This window comes from Vibrio sp. YT-19(2023), from assembly GCF_033337395.1.
This window is the reverse complement of record NZ_JAWOQN010000112.1, coordinates 1-1,295: the sequence shown is the minus strand read 5'-3', so window position 1 is coordinate 1,295 and position 1,295 is coordinate 1. Positions and strand designations below refer to the sequence as shown.

Annotated in this window: 2 protein-coding genes; one reads left to right on the top strand and one right to left on the bottom strand. The window is 48.3% G+C overall.

Annotated elements, in window-relative coordinates:
* Positions 1-202: hypothetical protein (locus R7E78_RS24210; protein WP_318058350.1), on the top strand; the 202-nt coding region annotated here is incomplete at its 5' end.
* Between the two features lie 61 nt (positions 203-263).
* On the opposite strand, the gene emrD is transcribed toward R7E78_RS24210, so the two are convergent.
* Positions 264-1,295, bottom strand: a 1,032-nt coding sequence (gene emrD, locus R7E78_RS24205; protein ID WP_318058349.1) for a multidrug efflux MFS transporter EmrD, incomplete at its 5' end; no start/stop codon positions are given.

Here is a 1,295-nt window from a genome sequence, read left to right as displayed (position 1 = left end):
TGAGAGATTTCAGGCTGGTCACGCTTTTGTTTTAGAGAGCAGAAATGTGGTTCGAGAAGTGAATACTCTCCCCATTGGTGAACGGCTCATTGTTGTGACCTGTTGGCTTGAAAACGCATTGTGTAAGCAACTGTTATTTTTAACAAATATCACTTCTAAAGTTAAATCATTCTCATCAATAAATAGAGGGAGTGTGATATGAAAAAAGGGACACACTATTTCGTGTGTCCCTTTTCAATGTTTTGGTCAGATTGAAATGGCGGTTAAATGACTTGTGGCATTTCGTTTGAGTGATCGTGCGCTCTGTGTACCCACAATAGGCCAAGCATCGCGACAATTGACATTGCCAACATCAAAACACCAAGCGGCATTTGGTTATGCGCTGGGAATAGCGATGCAAGCAAGGTTGCAATACCTGCGCCCAAGTTCTGCATGCCACCCAGAGTCGCACCAGCTGTCCCTGCGTGGTAAGGGAACGGAGCAATTGCGCCTGTTGTTGCCGCAGGGAACAGAATGCCCGCACCTAGGAAATAAATAGTTGCGCCACCAATTAACGTCAGTGCAGTTGTTACGCCAAACAAGCCTGGGATTAATACGACGGCTGAACCGATAAAGATCGACACCAAGCCAACATTTAACGCACGACGCTCAGAGCGACGCTGCGCGATATAGCTAGACAAACCTGCTCCCACTAAGTAGCCCGGGATCGGCAAGATAAACAGCAAACTTACGGTAGTGGCTGGTAATGCCAATACACCACCTAGTAATACCCCAGCCGCTGCTTCGAACACACCTACGCCAGCAAACGTCGCAACTAGGCAGATTAAAAAGCCTTGGAAGCGGCGGTCAGACAAAACGTGCTTGTAGCTTTTTGCCACTGGTTCGAACTTGCGTTTCTCTTTTGGCAGAGTCTCCATCATGCTGGTCATCATGGTAATCAGCACCGCGATGCCGAACAGGGCTAGAAATAGGTAGCTAGAGCGCCAACCAAATGCTTCTGTTAGGTAGCCGCCAAGTACTGGTGCCATTAGTGGTGAGAAAATCACGCACATGCTGATCAAGCTGTTTGCACGATGCAGCTCAGCACCTTCAAAGCAGTCGCGAGTTAGAGTTCGTGACATCGCGCCGCCACAACCGATCCCCAAACCTTGAATGAAGCTACCAGCCAAGAACCACTCAAATTGGTGTGCAAATAGCGCCACCAAAGTACCTAGGATGTAGATAAGTAGACCGACGATGATGATCGGTTTACGACCTAAGCGGTCTGATAGCGTGCCGTACGCAAATTGAGCCAA